2 protein-coding genes are annotated in these 22,111 nt (G+C 43.3%); both read left to right on the top strand.

Annotated features, from left to right (window positions below; all coding sequences use genetic code 11):
* Position 1: 1 nt before the first annotated feature.
* On the top strand, positions 2-9,976 hold the full coding sequence (locus ACMVDV_RS05680) for an amino acid adenylation domain-containing protein (RefSeq protein ID WP_416157491.1): 9,975 nt from the start codon (positions 2-4) through the stop codon (positions 9,974-9,976).
* Complete coding sequence (locus ACMVDV_RS05675; RefSeq protein ID WP_416157490.1) at positions 9,976-22,110, top strand: amino acid adenylation domain-containing protein; 12,135 nt, start codon at positions 9,976-9,978, stop codon at positions 22,108-22,110. The genes ACMVDV_RS05680 and ACMVDV_RS05675 overlap by 1 nt, the downstream gene beginning before the upstream one ends.
* Position 22,111 lies beyond the last annotated feature (1 nt).

The following is a 22,111-nucleotide window of genomic DNA, read 5'->3' as shown; positions in this document are numbered from 1 at the left end:
CATGGATAATGTAGCAATTAAAACTTTACTGGCCGAATTGGACGCACAAGGTATCTACGTTTATTTGCAAGATGGGCGGTTAAAGTTACGAAGTAAGTTAACGACAGTCCCAGCGCCAGAACTGGCAAAGATCAAAGCATCTAAGGATGAGCTGATTGCCTATATGCAACGTCATCATCAGCAACAAGGGGATTTATCAAGTGCGCAACAACGTATTTGGTTTATTGATCAATATGAACAGCAGTCAACTGCATACAATATGTGTGGTCTGTTGCAGCTGTCAGACTCATTGACAATAAATGAACTACAGCAGGCATTTGACACATTGTTGGCTCGCCATCAAATATTAACAACGCAATTTTTTAACACCGAGCAAGGTGTTGTGCAGCGAGTTAATAGCCAGTTGCGCTTAGCATTGAATACACTTGATATAGCAGGGCATGAAACACCCTCACAAATAGTTGAAAAATTACACGATGAATTAAGTTACCGCTTTGATCTGGAAAATGATTTACTGATACGTGCAACGTTAATTGGCCACTCAGGCGCAGGTAAATGGTTATACATTGCGATGCATCATATTATTGCCGATGGTTGGTCTGTGCGGCTTTTAGTGCAAGAATTATTGGCGATACTGACAAATAATAATACCGGTAATAATGCGGCTGCATGTAAACCGTTACAGTATTTAGATTATGTATATTGGCAAGGTCAGTTTAAACAATCAGCTATATATCAACAGCAGCTAAGTTATTGGCAACAAGCGCTAACAGGGATGGAGTTATTTGAGCTGCCAACGAGTTATCCTCGTGATAAACAAAAAACCTATCAAGGCAAGAGTCAGCACAGCGTTATCGATACACGGCTGGTTAGCGAGTTTGATTGTTGCTGTCAGCAATTAACGGTGACTCGGTTTGTCGGGTTGTTAAGTGTGTTTTATGTACTATTACAGCGCTATAGCCAAAAACAGGATATTACGGTTGCGGTGCCGGTGTTGAATCGTGAACAGCCCGAGTTTGAGAATGTTATAGGGTGTTTTATCAATACCTTGCCGATGCGACAAATGGTGTCACCGCAGAGCTCTTTTGCACAATTAATAGCGCAAACCAAAGTGCTAGTGGCGCAAGGGCTCGCAAATCAAAGTGTGGCAGTTGAAGATATTATTGAAACACTTGGCTTAGCTAAATCGTCAGCACATTCAGCCTTGTTTCAAATACTGTTTAATTATAACGGTGTAGATACCGGTACTGTGGAAATCGCAACATTGTCGGCTAAATTGTTGCCATTAGATAACGGTACTGCAAAATTTGATTTAACCCTGAATGTAAGTGAATCAGAGCAGGGCTTAGAGATTAGTTTTGATTATTGCAGTGCGCTATTTGATGACCATGTTATTCAGCAAATGAGCAATGATTTTAATCAGCTAGTTATATCTCTTGGCAATAACGCAGCACAAACTATTGCAACCGTTGAGTTACCCTCTGCGCGTTATGCCAGCCAGTTGCTAGGGCGTAAAAAAGCTCATGAAAAAGTCAGCAGTGATGTGCTTGCATTACCTGTACAGGTGATAAAGCAGGCTGAGCTTAGCGCTGAAAAAATAGCCTGCATTGAAGCTGACCAACATGGCAAAACCGCACGAAGTTTGAGTTATCAACAATTAGTGCAACAAAGCGCAGCACTCGCCAGCCATATTTTAGCGTTGCAAACTCATCATCAACAAACAACTTCAGCACCCATTGCATTATTGGTATCTCGCTCAATCGATGCCTTATTAACGATGTTTGCACTATTGCAAACAGGCCGTGCTTACTTACCGATTGAGCAAGGCACGCCGGTGGCGCGTATTGTGGAAATTTTACAGCATGCAGGCTGTGAATATTTAGTAACATTTGCTGATACAGCGCTCGCAAATCAAGCAGTTACTGAATTAAATGAGCAACAGATTACATTATGGCCGTTTGCGCAGCTGTTAAAAGCGGCGGTTAATGCAACTGACTTACCCAAGTTAAACCTTGCTGATGGCGCGTACGTGATATTTACCTCCGGTTCAACAGGCACGCCAAAAGGGGTTGAAATTAATCATGCTGCATTAGCGCACTATGTGCAAAGTATTACTAAGCGGCTTGAATTTCATAATGATACCAAGTCAGCCGTGGTGACAGGGCTGGCGACCGATCTTTGTTTAACTGGCATATACCCAGTATGGGCGAATGGCGGCACTGTGGTATTAATTTCGCCACATGTAAAAAGTGATCCTGTTGCGATTGTCGATACGTTCAGTGAGCAAGCAATTAACTTTTTAAAGATCACTCCCAGCTTTGCTGCTGAACTATTAGCCACTATTGCTACGAGTCAAACACCTCGCGCACCTCTGCAACAGTGGGTGTTAGGGGGGGAATCATTAACAGCGCAATTAGTTGCGCAAATTCGGGCGCTTTATCCAAGCGCTAAATTAATCAATCATTATGGGCCGACAGAAACCTGCATTGGCGTGACTAGCTATGAAATTGAGGATCATCAAACTGCTGAGCAGATGAGTTATCCTATCGGTAGCGCGCTTGCGCATGTTGAACTTGCCATACTAGATGCACACCACGAGCCCGTTGCTATGGGCATGCCTGGACAGCTTTATATTGGTGGTGAGAGTTTAGCAACTGGTTATATTCGTGCAGCGGAGCAGACTGCGCAAAGTTTTGTCATGCTTAACACCACCAAGGGACAACAGCGTTATTATTGCTCTGGTGATAATGTCCGATTGCGCAAAGACGGTACGCTGGAATATTTAGGGCGTTTAGATAAGCAACCTAAAATTAGAGGCTTTCGAGTTGACTTACTTGATATTGAGGCAAAGTTAACGGCTTTATCTGTGGTTAAGAATAGTGCTGTGATTTGTCGTGAAATTGCCTCTGCGGATACTTTAGTTGCCTACTATGTGGCATCTGCTGAAGGCCAGCAATTAACTGCTGAGGCCTTACAACAACGGATCAAAACAGACTTAAAGTGTGTATTACCAGAGCCGATGATCCCCAGTTTCTTTGTGTTGCAAGAGCAATTACCTTATCTTGAAAATGGCAAAGTTGATCGTAAATTTTTACAACAACAAATGGTACGCAGCAGCGATACTTTTGTCGCGCCAAAAACGCTAATGCAGCAGCAAGTAGCGGCGTTATTTGCACAGTTAACGGGCTTTGCTAGGGTGGGTCTAGAAGATGACTTTTTTGCAATCGGTGGGCATTCCTTACTAGCAATTAGATTACTTAATCAAATTCGCCAGCAGTTTGGCGTTTCATTGTCACTTAAAGACATCTTCAATCATGCAACCGTTGAGGAGTTAGCCCAGTATTTAACCGGTAGTGAACAAACCAGCTCCAAGGTGCAATTACCACATAGTGAGTTAGCTGGGGAACAGCCGTTGTCATTTTCTCAGCGACGTATTTGGTTTGTTGATCAACTGCAAGGACACAGCCGTCAATATAACTTACAGGGCGTGTTTACACTGCGCGGTGAGGTTGATGTGGTGGCATTGCAGCAGGCATTTAATGATATCGTTAAGCGCCATGCGATCCTAAGTTATAACTATAAAAGTGCAGCGGATGCACAGCCATGCCAATATTTTAACGGCCATTTAGCTTTTTCGTTGCAACAGCTAGATCTTTGCTCACAAGCAGATCAACAGCAGCTGTTACAGAAGATGATAGTGGATGATTATAATCAGTCATTTGATTTAACCTCACAGCTGATGTTACGGGCAAGCTTGATTAAAATAGCCGAGCACCATTATCAGTTACTTGTTACTGTTCATCATATTGTTGCCGATGGTTGGTCTATTGGCCTGATCTGCCGTGAACTCGCTAGCAACTATAATCGGCATATTGGTATGACAAGCGCCACTGAGTTGCAAACGCTAGAGCATAATTATATTGATTTTGTACATTGGCAGCATAGTATGCAAGCTGATCCTCAGTGGCAAATAAGTATTGACTACTGGCGTCAACAGTTAGCGCAATTACCTACAGTGCATGAGTTACCGACACAGTACCAGCGAGGTAACGATGTGCTCAGCGGCGGCGGTTTATATAAAACCGTGTTGTCGCCTGCATTAACTGAACAATTAAGATTGTTTATTGCAAACCAAGGTGACACTTTGTTTGTAACCTTACAAACTGTATTTACTTTGTGGTTTAGTCGAGTTTCTGGGCAATCAGATTGTGTGCTAGGTACGCCAGTTGCAGGGCGAGTTGCCGCAGAGCTTGAACCTATTATTGGCAACTTTGTTAACACGCTGGTGTTACGTAATACGGTGTCAGCGGATACATGCTTTAACCAAGCATTAGCTGCTGTAAAAGCAACGTTGAGCGAAGCACTGCTTCATCAACAGATCCCATTTGATCTCTTAGTGGATGAATTAGCCACTGAACGCAGTTTAGCAATTCCCCCGCTAGTACAAGTCATCTTTAGAGTAAACAATACGATAAATGAAAATTTACAGCTAGCAGGGCTGTCAATTACAGCCTTACAGAGCAAGGTGCGTAGCGCTAAACTTGACTTAGAAGTCTCAGTTATAGATAGCGGTGACGTGCTAGAAATTGAGTGGTTATACGACACCGCACTATGGCATCAGGCAAATATAGAGACATTCTTTGCTCAATTTAGTTATGTGTTGCAGCAATGCTTGGCTGATCAAAGTGTTAAGCTCGCAGAGTTAATGCTTTGGAGCCCGAGTCAGCAAGCAGCGGCATTATCTCATAGTGACTCAATTGAGATACAAAATACTCAACCATCGCCTTTACATCTGTGTTTTTCGCAGTTTGCAAAGCAGCAACCGCAACACCCCGCAGTAAAATGTAATGGCCAAACCTATAGTTACCTCGCGCTTGAACAACGTGCTAATCAGCTTGCCCATTGTTTACTCGAAATGGATTTTGCTGCGCAAAGTCGCATTGCCATTTTGCTGCCATCAGGCGCCGCGATGTTGGTGGCGATACTCGCTATTTTAAAGGCACGTCATGTATATGTGCCGATACACCAAGATACGCCAATAAAGACGTTAAGTTATATTGTTGAAGATGCTGAGTTGATGATGATTTTGACATTGAGTGAGCATGCCGACACGGTGATCAACAGTGGCGCAGATTTTTTGCTCGTTGATGATGTTCTTGATGACGATTCTAATTTCGATGGCTATCCGGTGGAGCAGCCAGATGAACAACTCAGTCACCATGTTAAAGACGATGATTTGAGTTACATTATTTATACTTCTGGTTCGACCGGACGGCCGAAAGGGGTGATGATCAACCATGCCAATTTAGCGGCTTATTTACAGCATGCGGTTGCGCATTATATGCCTGATAATTCAGCCCTTTGTAGCAGCGTATTGAGTACGCCTTTGGCGTTTGATGCAACGGTCACGGCGTTATATCCTGCCTTGATGCAAGGTGGCGTGGTGGAAATTATTGCGCAAGGGGATGAACAGCTAACCCAGTTGACGGAACTACTCTTTACAGCAACAGACGCTAAACTGTTTAAGCTCACGCCAGCTCATTTACGTGCCATTTTGGCATTATCGCAGCACTATTGTGTAAGCAATGTTACCCATACATTGGTGATCGGTGGTGAAGCACTCACAACTGAATTGTTGTTGGCGATCCGTGCAAAGTTACCACTGTGTCGTTGGATTAACGAATATGGACCAACAGAAACTACAGTCGGTTCAAGTACTTTTGTAATTGATCACAGTACCAGTGATGAGGTTTTACTGCGTCATAATGATGTCCCAATTGGTTTAGCTAACGATAATGTAACGCTGTTAGTGGTTGACCAATTTGATCAGCCAGCAGCAGTGAATATGCGTGGTGAATTACTTATTGCAGGACCTGTTGTCAGCCCAGGTTACATTAATCAGACTGATCTTAATAATACCAGCTTTATTACTTTGCAGCTGCCTAGCCAGCAGGGTGGAAAAGTGACCAAGCGTTTTTATAGAACAGGCGACATAGCGTTATGGCAAGCTGATGAAACAGGTGCTGCTGGTTATTTAAGATACTGTGGACGTAAGGATCAACAGATCAAGCTGCGCGGTTTTCGAGTTGATTTAGCCGCGATTGAGCAGCTGATCCTAGAACTCCCTGAAGTGGCTGATTGTGCGGTGACGGTTGATAGCAAGCAGCAAACGTTAGCGGCACATATTGTTTTCCATCAACATGAAAAGCCATTAGCCGTTAACACCATTAAATCGCATTTATCGCATTACTTAGCGCCGTATATGATCCCCGCACACTGTTATGCTATAACTGTGATGCCACTGACGAAAAACGGCAAGATTGATAAAGCCACATTGATAGCTGATGCACTTAGCTGTTTACAGCCCACTCGCACAACACACAGCAAGCACGCGCAAACACCATTACAGCAATATTTGTTACAGCTGTTTAGTGAGATTTTACTCACTACAAATATTGGTTTAGACGATAACTTTTTTGATTTAGGGGGGCACTCGTTATTAGCGATCCGCTTGATTGGTAAGATTCGTGAAACTAAGCAACTCGACATAACATTACCGCAATTATTTAAAACCCCAACGGCTGCAACGTTAGCGCAAGCATTACAAAACTGTGAAAAAATTCAGCCACACCAAGAGATTGTGAAAATATCTCGCCAGCAGGCGCTACCTCTTTCCTATGCACAGCAACGATTATGGCTTATTGATCAAGTGCATAATGAAAGTGTGCAATATCATATGCCAGCGAGCTTTGTGTTTACGGGGACGTTGGATCTGACTGCGTTATCAGGCGCGTTATATGCACTGATTGAACGTCATGAAGTGCTGCGTACTGTTATTATTACACGCGACCAAGGCTCAGCGCCTGAGCAATGCATTAATGAACAGTTTGCGATCCCACTTGAGCTGCACGATTTAAGTATGCTTAATCGCGAACAACAAGATGAGCAATGGCAATCACTGTCGTCACAAGCAAGTAGTAAAGCGTTTGATTTGGCAAGCGACGTTTTACTGCGTGTGGTGGTTGCTAAAATTAGCAATGAGCAAAGTTTTGTGCATTTTAATATGCATCATATTGCAAGCGATGGCTGGTCAATGGCAATTTTAGTTCGCGAGTTTATTGCTTTTTACCGAGCTGCAAGTGCTGAACCGCGATTTGTTTTACCTACATTATTACAGCAACCATTAGCTATCCAATATGCCGATTTTGCTTATTGGCAGCGTTTAGTTTGCAGTGAAACTGCCTTGCATGAATCACTTTCCTATTGGCGAACTCAGTTAACGGGGGCCCCTTTTGTACATCAATTACCGTTAGAGCAGCCCCGAGCAATCCAACAGCAGTTGCAAGGGCAATGTTTTACCCAGCATTTGTCCGCTGCAACGACTAAAGCTATCCATCAACAATGTGCGACACACGGCGTTACCTTATATATGTGGTTACACACAGCCTTTTCCTTGTTAATGATGCGATTGAGTGAAGCGACGGATATTTTAGTTGGCTCTCCAGTTGCTGGTCGTGAACAGCCACAAATAGCTAATCTAATTGGTTTTTTTGTTAATACCTTAGTGATCCGCACCCGCAGTGAAGGACAGCAAAACTTCACGCAGTTATTAATGCAGCAAAAACAGGTGATTTTAGATGCTTTTAAACATCAACAAGTGCCATTTGAACAATTAGTTGAAGTGCTGCAGCCGGAGCGAAACTTAGCACATCATCCTTTATTTCAAATTTTATTTGCACTGCAAAACAATGAAACGAGTGATTTTTCACTGCCAGGTTTACATATTGAAATGCAGCCACACGCTGCACCAAAAATGAAATTTGATTTAGAGGTCAATGCAATTGAGCAAGGCGATGGCATTGAGCTGCAGTGGAATTTTAGTGAGGCATTATTTAGTGCCAGCAGTATTACTGAATATGCAGCAGCATTCGAGGTATTGATTGATGCGATATTAAGTGACCCTCTTATGCAGTTGCAGCTATTACCGGTAGTGTCAGCAACTAAAAAAAATCTGCTGCTTAATTTATCTTCGCCACCCTATGCAAGGCAAACTCAGCCACTTAACCTAGTTACACAAATCGCCCGCCAAGCCGCACAATATCCAACACGTAATGCGGTCGCAGGCCCTGATGGTGAAGTGTTGAGTTATGCTGAATTACAGACTCAGTCACAGCTGTTAGCCAATTATTTACAAGAACAAGGGATAACCGCCGGAAGTAAAGTTGCTTTATGTGTTAGCGCAACGGCACAAATGCTGGTCGCCATGTTAGCGATTTTAAAAACCGGCAGTGCCTATGTGCCGATTGATCCAAAATTACCAGTATCCAGAGTGCAATTTATTATCGATGACAGTAAAGCACAGTGTTTGATCACACAGTCAGCGTTTGCTAAACAGCATGTAACGAATAAGCCGGGGAGTATCATTGCGCCATTATGTGTATTGCTTGATGAGCCAAACAGTTGGCAGTTTGGCTCACTCAATGGTTCAAAAAGCGCACTGCCTGGGTCATATTCGGCGGATGATCTTGCTTATATTATCTATACATCAGGAACCACAGGCACCCCAAAAGGGGTGATGATCAGCCATGCTAATTTAGCTTGTTACTTAGCACATGCACAGTGTGAGTATCTATCAGCTGCGTTAACAACCAGCGTGGTGAGTACGCCATTGGCATTTGATGCCACGGTCACTTCGTTGTGGGCACCTTTACTAATGGGTATCAGTATTACACTACTTGCTGATGATGAGCAGATGCTTGAGCAGCTTGCAAAGCAGATATTCAGCTCCCAAGCCTGTTTATTTAAAGTCACTCCTGCGCATTTACAAGGCTTACTTGCGTTTGCTCCAGCGGCTGCCGTTGCAACCGCACATGTGGTTGTCATTGGTGGTGAAGCATTACCCACTCAGTTACTTAAATCGTTAACTCAGTATTTGCCAAATTGCCAGTGGGTGAATGAGTACGGCCCAACTGAAGCAACGGTAGGTTGCAGTGTTTATCATTGCGAGCAAAAGCAAATTAGCGAGCTTGAACGGCGTAAAATGGCCCAAGTGCCAATCGGTCGGGCGATTGCAGATAGTCAGTTGGTGATACTAGATGAGCATCAACAATTAACCGCAGTGGGCGCCATTGGCGAGCTTTATATTGCCGGTGACAATGTTGCTCAAGGGTATTTAAATCAAGCGAGTTTAACGGCGCAACGTTTTGTGTGGTTACCTTTTGGACAGCAGCAAACGGTGCAACGATTTTATCGTACCGGGGATAAAGTGCGTTGGTTGCTTGATAAACATGGCCAACCAGAACAGCTACTATTTTGTGCTCGAGTGGATGAACAAATTAAATTACGCGGTTATCGCATTGAGCCGGGCGAAATAACAGCACAGTTAATCCAGCATAAAGAGATTAGTGAGGCATCTGTAATATTAAATAAAGACACTGCAAACCTTGAGGCTTACTTAGTGTTTACGCCACACAGTTCAGTGATCACAGCGTTTGGGCATGAGCAGCAAATAACACTTTTAGACGCACAGCAACAGGCTATGCTTAGCAACTACCTGGCGAACTATTTACCTGCTTATATGGTGCCAACAAAATGGCATGCGATAAGCGCTATTCCCCTGACATCTAACGCAAAAGTTGACAGTAAACAACTACTGCAATGGGGCCAATCAGTCGCAGTAGCAACTGAAAATGTACCACCGCGTAATGACTTAGAAGCTGCCTTGGTCGATATTTTTGCTGCGCAGTTACAAGTTGACTCTGTTGGTATTACCGATAACTTTTTTGCGCTGGGTGGGCATTCATTATTAGCAACGCAATGTATGGCGTTGCTCAAGGCGCGGTTACAAGTTGATATCCCTGTGAAAATACTGTTTGAAAGGCCGACCATTGCGGCTATTGCTAGCTGGTACGCTATTCATCAAGCCGCTAATAAAGCCATGAGTGAAAATGATAACTCAGAAGAGATGTTTTTGTGATGGAAAATAAACTGCTAGAAATTGAAGAGTTAATCGCAGATGCTTTACGAGCAGGTGTTACTTTGTATGAAAAACAAGGTGCTTTAGCATTTACACAAAGTAACGGTTTTCCAAGTGAACTTAAAGCTCAGATCACTGAGCATAAAGCGGCGATTATTCGCTATTTTCAGCAACAACAATCAGTGGTTACGTTGCCAAGTAATATGGACGCAATTGCCATCGCTGCGCGAGATAGGTGTTTGCCTTTGAGCTTTGCTCAACAAGGCTTATGGTTTATTGAGCAGTTACAAGGCAGCCAACAATATTATATGCCTGCTGAGTTTACCCTAAAAGGCCATATAGATGTGCCGTTGTTACGCACGGCAATCAACCAGATTGTTGAACGCCATGAAATATTACGCAGTCAGTTTATAACTGATCCGCAAGGTATACCGTATGTGCAAGTAACAGACACCTTTGTGACGCCTTTTCAGTGGCTTGATGCAGCAACATTCCCAGTTGCACAGCGACAAAGCCAAATAACAGCGGCGCTGATACAACATCAAGCTCAGCCATTTGATTTGACTCGAGATGTATTACTGCGGGTGCTATTGGTATCCGATAATGAGCAACATTATTTAGCATTTAATATGCATCATATTGTTAGTGATGGCGCGTCAATGCAAATACTTGCTCAAGAATTACAAACCATTTATACGCAACTACTGCAAGGTGATGTCGAATTAGACCCCTTACCAATTCAATATGCTGATTACGCTGCGTGGCAACGAAATACCTTAACAGCAGAGTACTTTACAGCAGCAATTAATTATTGGCGTACGACACTTGGCGATCTTGAACCGTTGCAATCATTACCAACTGATAAAGTTAGATCGAGTGTTCAACAGCAGTCAGGGTTAGTTTATCGGCAACGCTTAAGTCACTCGTTAGTTGAAAAAATACAACAACATGCGGCGAGTCAATCAGTCACACCATTTATGTGGTTGTTAAGTAGCTTTATGTTATTTATTGGCCGTATTAAACAAACAGAGCAGGTACTGATCGGCACGCCAACTCAGGGCCGTGAGCATCCACAGCTAAACAATTTAATCGGTTTATTTGTTAATACCTTAGTGATGCATGGCGTATTGTCGGATGAATTAACGTTTAATGCATGGTTGCAGCAACAAAAAGAACGTATTTTACAGTCGTTTGAATATCGCAATATGCCATTTGATAAACTGGTTGAAGGGCTCAATTGCCAACGCGATTTAAGTCATCATCCTTTAGTACAAATTTTCTTCACCTTGACTGTTGATGAGCAACCAACCTTCCAGCTACCGGGTGTTGAAATAGCTGAGGCTCGCAGTGCAGTGCGAGAGCACCACAGCGCAGTAAAATGTGATTTGGAGCTTAATGCGGTTATCGATAACCAAGGTTTAACAGTCACTTGGAAGTTTGATGAAGCACTTTATGAGCTTGCGACAATTACTCACTGGGCAGATAGTTTTGCCGTATTATTAGCAAACATTGTTGCTGCACCGGATAGCCAAATCTCAAAATTGGCATTGCTTGATGAACGGCAGATGCAGGCATTAACTGACGCTGCCACATCGCAGCAAGCGGATAGTACAAGTTGGGATCAAAGCGCCAGTATCGTGAGTGTATTTGAACAACAAGCAAACAGATTTGCTGACCAATTGGCGCTGGTTGATGAGCACGAGACACTCACTTATAAACAGCTTAATGAACGGGCAAATCTACTTGCCAGAGTATTATTAAGTCAGGGTGTTGAAGCGCAAGATATGCTACCAGTGAGCGTGACCCGTAATGTTAATTTGGTGGTGACGTTATTAGCGGTGCTAAAAGCTGGCGCTGCTTATGTGCCTATTGACCCTAATTACCCTCGCGATCGGATCAGTTACATTGTTGATGATGTTCAGAGTCACTTAGTGTTGTGTGATAACAGTAGTATCGAGTTGTTTTCGCAGCATAACTTAACGTGCATAAATATTGATGATAGCGCGATCTACACAGCTATTAATCAGATTAGTGCTACACAAAACCTCGAGTTAGCTATTTGCTCATCCCACTTAGCGTATATGATTTACACCTCTGGCACCACTGGACGGCCTAAAGGTGTGCAAATTGAACACCGCCAAGTGATCCGATTATTGTGTGTACAGCCGAGTTTATTTGATTTTAATGAGCATGATGTATGGACGCTGTTTCATTCATTTTGTTTTGATTTTTCAGTGTGGGAAATGTATGGCGCGTTACTTTTTGGTGGCCGCTTAGTTATTGTGGATGCAGATACCGCAAAAGACAGTGATGCATTTGCAGATTTATTGCTAGATCAACACGTCAGTGTGCTAAATCAAACCCCCAGTGCTTTTTATGCGCTACAAACAGCAATGTTAACCAAGCCTTCGCAGCGTATACAGCAGAGCAAAATTAGATACGTCATTTTTGGTGGCGAAGCATTACAGCCCGTTAAGTTGGCCCCTTGGGCAAAACGCTTTAGCGACTGCCAACTGATCAATATGTATGGCATTACTGAAACAACGGTTCACGTTACTTTCAAGCGTTTACATGACGCAGATCTAGCGTGTGGCGCAAGCAATATTGGTCGGCCAATTCCAACGACCAGTTGCTACGTTTTAGATAAGTATCGTCAGTTACTGCCTGTTGGTGCCGTTGGTGAGCTATATGTCGGAGGGGATGGGGTTTGCAGGGGATATTGGCGCCGCGATGAGCTCAATGCTGAGCGCTTTGTGGCAGATACATTTTCAGCGAACGCTGCTAAAAAACTATATAAAACAGGTGATTTAGTACGTCAGTTAGCAACTGGCGAATTGAGTTATATGGGCCGTATTGACGACCAAGTAAAAGTACGCGGTTACCGTATTGAACTGGGTGAAATAGAAAACCAGTTACGTGGCCACCCTAAGTTGAGTAGCGCAACAGTATTACTGAATACTGAACAGCCGACTAATCCGCGGATCAGCGCATTTGTTATCGTTAAAAATGATGCCGTATTTGCGGCTCTCACCAGCGAAGTACAACAGTTTTTACGTACCACATTGCCTGAGTTTATGCTGCCAACGAATGTTATTGCCGTGACGCAGATGCCATTAACGGTGAACGGTAAAATTGATAAAAAAGCACTCTTAGCGCTGGATCAATTACAGCTTAAAGCAACGGCAGATGAGCCTCCCCGATCGGATGACGAACAAGCAATTGCTGCGGCTTTTGAAGCGATATTAAAGGTTTCAAATGTCGGTCGGCAAGGGCACTTTTTTGAATTGGGTGGGCATTCATTATTAGCTAGCCAATTAGTCAGTCACTTAGGGCAACACGCTCAGTTGTCGATTACTTTAGCTGATCTGTTTTACGCACCGCAGGTGCATACACTCGCGTTAGCGGCTGCGCGCAATAAAGCCGCCAATTACACTGTCGCATCAGCGGTTATCCCGAAAGTGCAATCAGCAACGCCTTTGCCGTTATCTTTTGCTCAACAACGGTTATGGACCATAGATCAATTGCAGCCGGGAAACGTGCAATATCATATGCCAGCTAATTTTGAACTACATGGTTTGCTTGATATTGATACATTTCAACGCGTGTGTGACGCTATCGTGCAGCGCCATGAAGTGTTGCGAACGTTGCTCACCGTCGATAAAGCAAACTTACCTCAGCAGGTGATCCAAGATACATTTGCGTCGGTGTTAAAGGTCATTGATGCCAGTGAACTTAACGATGAACAACAGCAACGACTGTGGTTAAAAACGCTGCGCGATGACAGCCAAACTGCCTTTGATTTAAGTTGTCAGTTACCGCTGCGTATTATTTTAGTTAAGCTGCATGCACAGCATTGGAAGTTACGGGTAAATATCCATCATATTGCCTCTGATGCACATTCTTTGGCAATATTAGTGAGTGAATTTGCAGCGTTTTATCAAAGCTTTACCAGCCAAACTTCATTGCCTGCACAGCTAGCGCAACCTTTATCAATTCAATACGGGGATTATGCTCATTGGCAGCGTAGTCAGTTACATCAACAGCAGTTAGCTAAACACCAAGCGTTTTGGTTACAACAGTTACAAGATGCCCCACCGATACATCAAATACCGCTGGATAAAATACGTCCTAAACAGCTCATGTCCGCTGGTGCGAGCTATCAAATACAGCTAGATAAAATCACAGTTACGGCGATCCACAGGCAATGTCAGCAGTTTGATGTGAGCTTATTTATGTGGCTGCATAGTGCTTATGCGGCATTTGTAGCTAGGTATAGTCAGTGTGATGATGTTGTCATTGGTGCGCCATTTTCAGGACGTACACAAACGCAACTAACTCCCTTAATTGGATTCTTTATTAATACACTGCCGATCCGCTGTCAATTGCGCGAAGGTATGTGTTTTGAAGGGCTACTGGCACAGCAAAAACAATTAATTGTTGCCGTTGGTCAGCATCAAGCCATGCCCTTTGAAAAAATTGTTGAGGCTTTGCAGTTACCACGTGGCATGAGTCAGCAGAGTATTTTTCAGCTTACATTTTCGTTAAACCCAGCCTTAAATACACAGTTTAAATTACCTAATATACAGGTTGCAGCGATTGATGAGCAGCCACCGCAAGTAAAATTTGATATTGAGTTGGCATGTAGCGAAGATGACGGTGAGTTACGCTTTAGCTGGGCTTATAACGCGGCGTTATTTACCCCACAAACAATTCAAACTATGGCTACGGCATTATGTACTTTAATTAGGTCATTCACCGCCGATCCGCAGGTTGCTATACAGTCAGCTGCAATGTTGACAGATAAACAGCGGCATAACTGCCTGCTCAAAGGTGAGCAACGGCTAAATACGCCAGCTGCAACCGTCATAGATGCATTTACTGCTGTAGCCGAGCAGCAAGCTAAAACTGACACTGGCGTTATTGAGGCAGCCTCAGGGCAATTTGCGAGTTATCAGCAAATTCATCAGCTTAGTGAATTGTTGGCAAAATATTTGATACAGCAAGGCTTACAAGCTGAACAGCCTGTTGTTGTAAGCATGCAAAGCGGTATTGACTTGATAGTTGCATTGCTCGCAATCATGAAAGCGGGTGGCTGTTATGTGCCTGTTGATCCGAATTATCCAGTATCTAGAATTGCTTATATTATCAAGGATTGTGGTGCGCAGTGGCTGGTTACTCACACTGCATTTGCTACGCTGTTAGAAGATAACTGTGGTGCGAACAGCCAGCTTATTTGCCTTGATGATGAGCAATTTAAGCACACGCTAAACCTTGCAAGTAATACGCTAGGCCAAGTGCAATTACCCAAAGTAGAGGCGGCGCAATTAGCGTATGTCATTTATACCTCAGGCACAACGGGTAACCCTAAAGGGGTGATGATCCCCCACCAAGGGCTGAGCAATTTATGCCGCTGGCATCAACGCGCATTTGCGGTTGATAAATCAAGTATTGCCAGTCAAACAGCAAATATCGCATTTGATGCTGCAAGCTGGGAGATCTGGCCTTATTTAAGCGCCGGAGCAAAGCTGGTAATTATACCGCGAGAAAGTTTAGATAACCCGCAAAAATTAGCGCAATTACTTGATGAACATCATGTGAGTCACTGCTTTTTAGCCACTCCAATCGCTGAAATAATGTTGGCAGATCACGCTTTTACGCCTGCTATTTTGCGTTATTTACTGGTTGGCGGCGACAAGTTAAAAACATGCCCCCCAGCTACAAAACCCTACCGTATTATTAATAATTATGGCCCTACAGAGACTTCAGTTGTGGCCACCTCGGCTGAGGTTAGTAACACAACGACAGAGCCGGGAATGGCCCCCGATATAGGCTATGCGGTTGATAATGTAGAGTTGTTAATTGTTGATCAGCAGGGGCAACCGGTTGTGCCTGGCATGATTGGTGAATTATATATCGCTGGTGCAGGATTAGCGCGCGGCTATTTGAACCGTCCAGAGCTTACCGCACAGCGTTTTATTTATTTAACGACCGTTGCAGAGCAACAACTGCGAGCCTATCAAAGCGGTGATTTAGTTAGGCAATTAAATAACGGCCGTATTGCCTACATCGGCCGCAATGATGCACAAGTTAAATTACGCGGTTACCGTATTGAATTGTCTGAAATTGAGTATCAGTTACGTGCTATTGCAGGCGTAACGGATTGTGTTGTTAGCGTGTGTGAATTGGCTGAAGGCCATAAACAGCTGCTGGCTTTTATTGTCACGCCACAGATAAGTGACTCGCTCCAAGCGCAATTTAAGCGCCAAAGTATAGCAAGTCTTAAAGTGAAGTTACCGGAGCACATGATACCGAGTGAGCTTATTCAGGTAGATGAAATTCCCCTGACGGCACATGGCAAAATAGATCATCTGCAATTACAGAAACAGCTAAGAACAGCAAGCGAACAAACTGTTACGCAGCAATTAACTCAAGTTCCAGCAGCACCACAAGGAAGCGGATTAAGCAGCTTATTACTCACTTTGTATCGACAAGTATTAAATCAGCCGATGCTGCACGTTGATGATGATTTTTTTGCCGCGGGAGGGGACTCAATCCTCAGTATTCAAATTGCCAGTCGCGCAAGAGCACAAAACATTAGTTTGTCAGTGGCTGATATTTTTAACTTTAATACCGTAGCAGCGCTCGCTGAGCAATTGGCACACCAGCAGCCACAACGGGAGCTGGTTGAGCCACAGCAAAGCTTTTCAGGCGCATTGCCATTACTTCCCATTCAACATTGGTTTTTTGAACAACAATTTGTAGCAGCCAATCATTGGAATCAGTCACTCTTACTCAGTGTGGATAAAACAGTGACTGTGCAACATATTAAAGAGTTAACACGCGCTTTATTAGCACACCATGATGGTTTGCGGTTAGTCGTTGATGATAAAGGCCTGCAACCGCAATTATCGATAAAACCGCAGCTCAGTGCCGATCACGTTTGCCACTTTATTGATTTAGCTGAGCACAAAGATGATTGGTCTCAAGCATTAGCGAAAGTGTGTGAAGTGCAACAAGGAGCGTTTCGTTTTGATGGCACTGCATTGTTGCAAATCTGCCATATAAAAACCCCAGCTCAGCAAACTGATAACCGCTTGCTGATCATCGCTCATCACTTATTAATTGATGGTGTAGCTTGGCGGATTTTGCTGGAAGATATTAACCAAGCGTTGTTATCAGCAACATTACAGCAGAATATTTGTTTTGCTTCTCGTACTGCTAATTTATATGACATTAGTCAATTTTTAATCGCGCAAGGTAAAGATGAAGATGATTTAAAACAGTGGCAAACATTGGTTGCTGTGGCGAGTAAGCCAAGCTTTTTTCGTTTTGCAACGCCGCCAGAGCCAATCAAAAAACAACTGCAACAACATACATTAACGCTCCCTTGTGCAGTTACGCAGCAGCTCTTGACGACGGCAAATAGACCTTATAATACCAGTATTCAAACGTTATTGTTGGCCGCTTTACAATGGTCTGCTGTTAGTCACTATGGTTTGGACGATCATCTTATTATTCTTGAAGGGCACGGCCGCGAATTACTTAATAAGCAACTTGATAGTACTCGAACGCTTGGTTGGTTGACTGCTATGTATCCATTTCGGTTATTTAGCAATACGCCAAATATTGCCGATCTGATCTGTGATATGAAAGAGCAATTAGCCAGTTTATCGACTAAAGCGAGCCGCTATGGAGCCTTACGTTATTATCATCCTGATGAGGAGATCCGCCAATCGTTGACTATTTCGACGGAGGATCATCTATTTTTTAATTATTTAGGCCAGCTAGATAGTGCGCTGCAACATAATGGTTTATTAGCTGATGCGCCAGAATCCGCGGGCAGTTTACATAGCCAACATAATCACGCCTACTATGCTCTGCAATTAACGGCAGCAATAGTCAATGAGCAATTATCGATGCATCTGGAGTATGATGCTGCCCGCATAGCGGAAGCCGATGTAGCTTCATTTATGACGCATTATCAAGCAAGTATTATGACGGTGCTTGAACATTGTCTACAAGACGACATTAAGCGCCATACGGTAAGTGATTTTCCACTTTTGCCAACGATGGCAAATCATCAGTTACAGCATTTATTAGCCCCTTTTCAGCAATCAGCCATTGTTGATATTTACCCGCTGAGTGCACTGCAAGAAGGCATGTGGTTTCACAGTCAACGAACTGGTGAAGTAGCACAACATAGTGCTTATTATGAACAAACGACGTTGTTACTTGAGGGCGCGCTTGACATTGAAGCTTTCGAGTATGCATGGCACCAGCTACTTGATACACATAGCATATTACGCACTGCGTTCGTGGCAAGCCCGGTGGGACCGGTGCAAATCGTGGTTGATAAATACCAAGTACCATTGCAGGTTGACTCAGTAACTGAAGCAGTGCTTGATGAGCAAGCTTATATTACTGCTATTGCAGATCAACAATACCAACAAGGTATTGCCCTAGCTGCGGCACCTTGTATGCGCTTACGTTTGCTTGCATTGAGTGATACAAAAATGGCATTTATCTGGACATACCATCATTTGATCATGGATGGCTGGTCATTACCTGTTTTGTTTTCAGAGTTATTACAGCATTACCAGGCTCGCCTTGCAGGGCATGGTTTATCTCTAAAAAAAGATAATTATAGCGACTATATTAAATACCTACAGCAACAAGATAAAACAACCGAGCAACAATTTTGGCAAGGTTATTTAGCCAATATAGATGAAGCAACATTATTGGTTGAGCATATTGCGCAGCGTAAGCAAGGCGATGATATCAACACGATGACTGAACAAACCTTAGTACTTGAGCCTGAATTGTGTTCACAACTGGTTGGGTTTGCTCGGCAACAGGGTTTAACAGTGAATCATTTACTGCAAGGCGCATGGGGTTACTGGCTGAGTGTTTGTTGTAATTCAGAGCATGCCTTATTTGGGCAAACGGTATCCGGGCGACCGAGCCAACTTGCTAATGTTGAACAACGGGTTGGTTTATACATTAATACCCAAGCGGTGTTGTTAACCACAACGGGTGAGCAGTCGGTGTTAGCGTATTTAAAATCAGTTAAGCAAAGCTTATTAGCGGTGTCTGATTATGCCCATACTCCATTAACCCAAGTACATAACTACAGTAATATTGCTAATGGCAGTCCCTTGTTTGATGCTTTGTATGTATTTGAAAATTTCCCGACAGATCCACTGGCAGAAATTGCAAATATGCCATTTAAGGTGCTAGCGAATGACAGTAAAGATCATACGCATTATGCAATGACTTTAGTTGTTGGCCAAGCTGAGCAACTCTCACTGACTTTGAGTTATCAAAGTGCACTATTTAATGATTCGCTTGCCAGTCATTGCTTGGCTATGTTGCAGCAGTTATTACAGGCGTTTGTAATGACACCAGAGCAGCCATTGTCTAGCTTAGCAATTGATTTAGTAGATCATCAATTTACAACAGGTATAGATAAGCTCACTGAGTTTAGTTTACCAGCTAAGCAAGTGGCAGCTGTAAGCTGGGATATCGAAACAACGTTGCAGCAACGATTTAGCCAAATTGTGGCAAGTTATGGTGAGTTAACAGCGCTGGAATATTACCATGCTGACAACAACCTACCAGTTAAAACAATGAGTTATAATGAGCTGGATGCAGCCGCTAACAGACTGGCTAATTACTTACTCACACATACGCTAGACTCTGACCAAGCTTTGCGCATCGGGATCTGTTTAAACCCTGGTTGCGATTTGATTATCGCTATTTTAGCGAGTTTAAAGATCGGTGCGGCTTATGTACCGATTGCACCTAGTTTACCGCTAAAAAGGCGGCAGTTTATGGCCGCAGATGCAGAGCTTGCAGTATTACTAACGTGCGAAGCAGACTGGCAGGGCGCATTACCGCCAACAGTTAACATCGATCTTCATACTTGTGCTGCGGCACTTGCTTTACAACCTAATTGCAGCCCAATAGTAACTTATACGCCGGATGATTTATGTTATGTGATCTATACCTCAGGTACAACTGGGGTGCCAAAAGGGGTTATGGTTGAGCAACACAGTGTTATTAACTATGTGCAGTGTTTACAACAAAATTATGCGATCAGTTCGCACGATAATTACTTACAGTTTGCAAGTTGCAGCTTTGATGTATTTGCAGAGGAAGTTTTTTGTACTTTGCTAAGCGGTGCCACTTTAGTGATGGCCGATCAACAAAAACTACTCGATACCCAGTATTTAGCTAAACTATCGCAGTACAGTCAATTAACCTTGATGAGTTTACCCACAGCCTATTGGCATCAATTAGCTGCAGCGCCAGTCACACTTACCGAACAATTACGCATTATCACAATTGGTGGAGAGCAAATGCAAGCGGCAAGGTTGCAGCAATGGCAAGCTTATTACAGTAATAACATTATTTTGATCAATGCTTATGGACCGACAGAAGCAACTATTTCTGCAACATTAATTGCGGTAACTGATTATACGGGTTCTGAAATACCGATTGGCCAACCAGTGGCAGGGCTGCAATTACACATCCTAGATAAATATTTAAGAGCGGTTCCTTATTATGTGAGTGGGCAGCTGTACCTCAGTGGCAAAGGGTTGGCAAGAGGCTACCTTAACGATGCAAAGAAAACGGCTGCTGCATTTATTACTGAACCAAAAAGCGGCGTTAGGTTATATAAAACGGGTGATAAAGTGCGTTGTACAAATCCCCAAGCAATGATGTTCTTAGGGCGTTTAGATGAACAAGTTAAAATTCGCGGTTATCGTGTTGAGTTACCTGAAATAGAACGTCATTTACTTGCGCTACCACAAATAAACGCCTGTGCTGTGGTGGTTCGTAAAGATAACAGTGGTAATGAACAGCTAGTTGCATTTGTTGATGTGGGTGATCAAGAACGAGCCAGTGAGCCACTAATTCGCAGTTTAGCGGGTGTTTTACCAGCGTATATGGTGCCACAGAATGTTCAATTTGTTGATAACTTACCCTGTACAAATAATGGCAAAATTGATCGAAAACAGCTTAGTAAAACAGCGCAACAATTGAGTAGCCAGAATGAATTTTCATACAGTGCGCCGATCACGCCATTGCATAAATTATTGGTTGAACAATTTAGTCAGTTGTTAAACATAGAGCAAGTGGGGATCAACGATGATTTCTTTATGCTAGGTGGTCATTCATTACTAGCAATGCGCTTGGTATCGCAATTGAGCTATCAGATGCAGTTAACGGTGCCCATTGATATGTTATTTCGCCACCGTACTGTAAACGCTTTAGCTGAGGCAATTGAGCAATTACAAAAAAGCAACGCTGCTGATCTTCAGCCGACAACTTTAGTTTGTTTACAGGCCGGTGAACAAGGGTTTCAGCCGGTGGTTTTAGTCGCCGGTGCGGGAGGGTTACTGATGATCTATCAAGCATTAGTTAATCAACTGGATCAACGTATTCCAGTTTATGGTTTGCAGCCCGATCTGATCGCTTTAGAACCCGATATTATTAATTCCTTATCACTGACCGCACACCATTACTGCAACGCATTAATTGAACAGGGGGTAGACGCTAATATTCACTTGGTTGGCCATTCATTTGGAAGCTTTGTGATTCATCAAATGGCGCAGCAATTAGTACAGCGTAATAAAGCTCCAGCCTCACTGCTAGTTATTGATACGCCTATGCCTAATGTTGCGATGCTAAACCTGCAAGATAGGCAAATAGCAGCGTTACTAATCGCGAACCTGAGTGAATTTTTTCAATTGCACTTAACTGACGATGAGCAGCAGTTATATTGCACGCTTGCTGATGAGCAACAAACACAGTGGTTAAGTAAACATTTAGCCACTGCGGGCTACCAGTTCAGTGCTCGTCAATTGCAGGCACTGCAATGCGTATATAAAGCGCAGTTACAAGCAAAGGTAGCAATAAACGATGAGTTACTTGAGGTGCCGCTGATGGTCATAAAAGCACACGATACTAAAGAGTTTGCAGGCCAATTGCTTACTGATGATATGGGCTGGCGAGTCGTTAATCCGGATCTTGCGGCAATAGAGATCACAGGTAATCACCTGTCAATCTTACAGTATCAGCATGTTGGTGCAATCGTTAAACAAATTGCAAGTAAATATACGCTTTGTTAAC

It is taken from the genome of Pseudoalteromonas sp. ASV78, assembly GCF_047806705.1.
GTDB lineage: Bacteria > Pseudomonadota > Gammaproteobacteria > Enterobacterales > Alteromonadaceae > Pseudoalteromonas > Pseudoalteromonas prydzensis_A.
The sequence above is the reverse complement of the archived record's forward strand: the minus strand, read 5'-3'. Positions and strand labels throughout refer to the sequence as shown.